Origin of the sequence: Roseomonas rosulenta (assembly GCF_016106005.1) — a bacterium.
Classification (GTDB): domain Bacteria; phylum Pseudomonadota; class Alphaproteobacteria; order Acetobacterales; family Acetobacteraceae; genus Neoroseomonas; species Neoroseomonas rosulenta.
In genome coordinates this window covers 1-3,363 of sequence record NZ_JACADR010000382.1, presented here as the reverse complement: position 1 = coordinate 3,363, position 3,363 = coordinate 1, and the positions used below count along the sequence as shown (strand labels likewise).

At 73.9% G+C, this 3,363-nt stretch carries 5 protein-coding genes and 1 pseudogene; 2 read left to right on the top strand and 4 right to left on the bottom strand.

Annotation, left to right across the window (positions count from 1 at the left end; all coding sequences use genetic code 11):
* The coding region (locus tag HW578_RS24610; RefSeq protein ID WP_198373341.1) for a cyclic nucleotide-binding domain-containing protein at positions 1–609 on the top strand (609 nt) is incomplete at its 5' end.
* Positions 610–916: 307 nt separating this feature from the next.
* Here the strand turns inward: HW578_RS24610 and HW578_RS24605 are convergent.
* Genes HW578_RS24605 through HW578_RS24590 form a run of 4 tightly spaced genes read right to left on the bottom strand, consistent with a single transcriptional unit; the run spans position 917 to position 2,397 of the window.
* Complete coding sequence (locus HW578_RS24605; protein ID WP_198373340.1) at positions 917–1,300, bottom strand: DUF2155 domain-containing protein; 384 nt, start codon at positions 1,298–1,300, stop codon at positions 917–919.
* Positions 1,300–1,512 (bottom strand): hypothetical protein, encoded by a 213-nt coding sequence (locus tag HW578_RS24600; RefSeq protein ID WP_198373339.1) that lies wholly within the window; start codon positions 1,510–1,512, stop codon positions 1,300–1,302. The genes HW578_RS24605 and HW578_RS24600 overlap by 1 nt, the downstream gene beginning before the upstream one ends.
* The gene (gene mlaD / locus HW578_RS24595) at positions 1,509–2,018 is read right to left on the bottom strand and encodes an outer membrane lipid asymmetry maintenance protein MlaD (RefSeq protein ID WP_198373338.1); all 510 of its coding nucleotides are present in this window, start codon (positions 2,016–2,018) and stop codon (positions 1,509–1,511) included. The genes HW578_RS24600 and mlaD overlap by 4 nt, the downstream gene beginning before the upstream one ends.
* A 19-nt stretch (positions 2,019–2,037) precedes the next feature.
* Positions 2,038–2,397, bottom strand: a complete 360-nt coding sequence (locus HW578_RS24590; RefSeq protein WP_198373337.1) for an NADH-ubiquinone oxidoreductase subunit NDUFA12 family protein — start codon at positions 2,395–2,397, stop codon at positions 2,038–2,040.
* Between the two features lie 189 nt (positions 2,398–2,586).
* Between HW578_RS24590 and HW578_RS24585 the strand changes: the two are divergent.
* Positions 2,587–3,363, top strand: a pseudogene (locus HW578_RS24585) (hypothetical protein); the annotation flags it as partial.

The window sequence follows — 3,363 nt, the reverse complement described above, 5'->3', positions numbered from 1 at the left end:
GATGCGGTGGCCGGCGCGTCGCAGGCCGCGCTTCAGCGCGCCGGGCTCGAATTCGCGCGCCCGGCGCGCGAGGTGGGGCCCGGCCGCGCCTGGCAGCCGCCCGCGCCGGCATCGCCCGCCCTGCTGCTCGGCAGCATCGACCTGTTCCGGCCCTTCACGCCGGAGGAGCGCGAGGGCCTCGCCACCGCCATGGCCGAGCTGGTGCTCGCCCCCGGCGAGGCGGTGATGCGTCGCGGCGAGCAGGGCGACAGCCTGTTCCTTCTGGCCGAGGGCGTGCTCGAGGTGCGCATCCCCGACGTGAACGGCATCGAGGTGCCGGTCGACCGGCTGCATCCCGGCGCGGTGTTTGGCGAGATGTCGCTGCTGACCGGCCAGCCGCGCAGCGCGACCATCACGGCGCTGACCGATGCGCTGGCCTTCCGGCTGACGCGCGAGGCGATCGACCCGGTGCTGCGCGCGCGCCCGGCGGTGCTCGAGGGCCTCACGGCGATCATGGCGGCGCGCCAGGCGCGCAACCGCGCGCCGCCGGGCAGCACCCGCGCCGCGCCGGCCGCACCGACGCGCGAGGACATCCTGGCGCGGCTGAAATCCTTCTTCGCAATCCGCTAGCGTAATATCCGTCCTATCGGACGGATTTCTTGCGCTTGAACTTATTGATTCTACAGCACGAAATCCGATCACGCTTATTCAGTGTGATCCGATAGTGCTGTAGGCGCCGGAACGGAGGGCGTCGACACCGTTCAGCGTCCAGGGAAATGCGGATCGTGCGACGCTCGAACCTGGAGCGAGCGGCGCGACCGCGCCCCGACCATCAATCGGGCAGCGTGCGCCGGTGCATGGCGCGACGGCGAGGCGGTCTGATCGCTGCTGCCCGCCGTCCGAGAGGCGCGAAGGTCATGCCTTCGCGCACGTCAGATCAGCGGCACTCCAGAACCCGGATGTCGTAGACCGGGTGTTCCAGCATGCTGACGCCGGGCGCATTGGCGAACATCCAGCCGCGGAAGGCGGGCGGGCTGCCCGGGGCGGCGCGGCTGTCGGTCATCTCCATCCAGGCGGCGGCGTCGGGCACCTCGTCGGGGCCACGGCCGTGGCAGGCGCGCAGCGCGATGGAAAGCGTGCCGAATGTCACGGATTCGCCGACGCGCACCTCGAGGATGGTGATGCGCGCCGTCACCTTGTCCAGCGCCTGCAACCGGGCAGCGCGCATCGGCACCCAGTCCTGCGACGCCGCGGGCCGCGGCGCCATCAGCAGCGCCACCGCCAGCGAGGCCGGCAGCAGCGCCAGCAGCGCGCGGCGCATCACGCGCGCTTCGGGCTGGTGAGGCCCGCCACGAGGTCCATGAGGATGCGGCGCATCGCGGCCTCGTCCACGCCCATCAGCACCGCGTCCTCGAAGGCGTCCTGCAGGACCTGGCGCGCCTCGGCGTGGTTCTCGGCAAGCGTCTTCAGCTTCTCCCGGCACGACACCGGGGCGCCGTCCGCGCCGGGCCAGACGGTGGGCGCCGGGCTCATCGCGGCGCTGCCGGCGGGGCGGGGGCTGGCTGGTCGCCGCCGCGCTGCTGGTTCATCTCGGTGACCGAGAAGATGAAGCGCCCGAGCAGGCTTTCGAGGCTGACGGCGCTCGCGGTGATGGTGATCTCGCCGCCGTCGCGCAGGAAGCGGTCGGCGCCGCCGGGCACCAGCGCGACATATTTGCCGCCGAGCAGGCCCTCGCTCTGGATCTCGGCGGAGGTGTCGGTGGGCAGGTTCAGCGCCGCATCCACGCGCAGCCTCAGAACCGCCAGGAAGGTCGTGGGGTCGATCCGCTGCGACACCACCTGGCCGATCTTCACGCCCGCCATGCGCACATCGGCGCCGGCCGCCAGCCCGTCGATCCTGTCGAAGCGCGCGGTGAGCGTGATGCCGGGCCCGCCGGTCAGCGACCGCCCGCTGCCGGTCACGGCATAGACCAGGAACACCCCGGCCACGGCCAGGACGACGGCGCCGGTCAGGATCTCGGCGAGGCTGCGCTTCTGCATGATGGCGGGATGTCGGGGTTCAGCGCCCCGGCGTCCAGGCCTCGTAGTCGCCGGCGGTCGCCGGGCGCTGGCCGCCGCGCGCGTCGTGGCCGGGCGGGCGCCAGGCCTCGGGCGTGCCGGTCAGGTTGGGGCGGTGTTCCTTCTGCCAGGCGCGGCGGGGCGCGTCCTCGGGCAGGGGCGCGGCGGTGGTGTGGTGGATCCAGCCCCACCATTCCGGCGGTACGCTGCTCGCCTCGGGCACGCCGGCATAGAGCACGCGGCGGATCGGCCGGCCCTGGACGTCGCGGCGCGCCTTCGCCTCCCAATAGGTGTTGCCGAAGCGGTCCTGGCCGATCCGGCGACTGGTCAGGCGGATGAAGAAGGTATCGAGGAAGGCCATGGCCTGGTCCTTGCGGCGTCCCGGAGAGGCTTGTGATGCCACAGCGCCGGATCGCGCGCAAAGCATGCGGCGAGACGCGGCGCTTCGACCGGGCGAAACCAGGCTATCCACAGGATATTGGGGGTCGGGGCGGCCCTGCCCACAAGATGCGGCTTCCGCCGCCCGCCGAGTCTGGCTAGCCTCCGGCCCATGGCAGGCATCCTTGGTACCCTGTGGGACAGCGTGGCCCTTCGGCGGGAGCGGATCGGCGCCGATCCCGACGCCGCGCCCCGCCCCATCGCCCTTCCCGCCGCCTGGGAGGATGGCGCCGCCGCGGCGATCGCCGCGCTGGCGCCCGGCAGCGGGCCGGTCGCGCTGCCGACGTTTGCCGAGGGGTGGATCCGTCGCGTCACCACTCGCGGCCGGCGCCTTGGCCTGCTCGAAAGCCCGGAGGAAGCGGACGACCTGGCCGAGCGCCTGCGCGCCCTGCTGCTGGCCCGCCGCGGCGCCCCCGGGGCCGAGGTCTGGCGCGACCGGCGCGAGGATGCACGCTTCGTGCTCAACCTGCCGGCCTTCCTCGATGCCGAGGGCGGCTTCGACGCGCCTGGCTATGCCGCCGCCGCCGCGCTCGGCGTGCGGGTGCTGGACATCCTGGGGCATGGCCGGGCGCCGCGGCTACGCCTCGGTTTCGCCGACCTGGCCGGGCTGCTGGCGGCCTTCCGCCTGCCCTATGGCGGGGCGGAGGCGCAGGCGGTCGCGGCGGCCATCACCGCATTGACGCGCGGCGCGGCCGAGGCGGAATCCGGCCGGCTTGCCGCCCGTCACGGGGCGCTGCACCCGGTCGCGCTGATCTGGCCGGAACCGCCGGCCGAGACGGTGGTGCCGGGCCTCGCGGAGGCCGCGCGCGCCGCGCTCGATGCCGCCGCGGCCTCGCCGGGGCTGCGGCACGAGGGCTGCGTGGCCCTCGCCCCGGCCGATGCCGTGGAG

Bases quoted from the DNA above. Each gene is read 5' to 3' on its own strand.
- mlaD (WP_198373338.1), bottom strand. From the start codon at position 2,018: ATGCAGAAGCGCAGCCTCGCCGAGATCCTGACCGGCGCCGTCGTCCTG.
- HW578_RS24590 (WP_198373337.1), bottom strand. From the start codon at position 2,397: ATGGCCTTCCTCGATACCTTCTTCATCCGCCTGACCAGTCGCCGGATC.
- HW578_RS24605 (WP_198373340.1), bottom strand. From the start codon at position 1,300: ATGCGCCGCGCGCTGCTGGCGCTGCTGCCGGCCTCGCTGGCGGTGGCG.
- HW578_RS24600 (WP_198373339.1), bottom strand. From the start codon at position 1,512: ATGAGCCCGGCGCCCACCGTCTGGCCCGGCGCGGACGGCGCCCCGGTG.